This window comes from Pseudoalteromonas sp. S3776, assembly GCF_005886915.1.
In the GTDB taxonomy this organism is placed as follows: Bacteria; Pseudomonadota; Gammaproteobacteria; order Enterobacterales; family Alteromonadaceae; genus Pseudoalteromonas.
In genome coordinates, this window is sequence record NZ_PNCU01000228.1 from 1 (window position 1) to 278 (window position 278).

Genomic DNA, 278 nt, shown 5'->3' on the forward strand with positions numbered 1-278 from the left:
AACAGACCATGAGATTGTATTTTGCTGTTGATTCAGATGCGCGAGTCATCAGAGGCTTGATTGCTCTGGTTCTATCCGTCTTTAATGGTCGAACACCACAAGACATAAGTCGTTTTGATATTGATGACTGGTTTTCAAAACTGGATCTCTACAATCATCTAAGCCCATCACGGGGTAATGGACTCAGAGCGATCGTAGAAGAGATCAGGTCTCTTGCTCACAGGTTTGAGTAACTGAGTCATTACGTGCCCACCAGGTGGCAAGAGCCGAGCCTGTGA

General features: G+C 45.7%; 1 protein-coding gene. It reads left to right on the forward strand.

The genetic code is table 11. The features are described from left to right. A partial coding sequence (locus CWC16_RS19705; protein ID WP_138542710.1) for a SufE family protein occupies nucleotides 1-233 on the forward strand: 233 nt, incomplete at its 5' end. Nucleotides 234-278 lie beyond the last annotated feature (45 nt).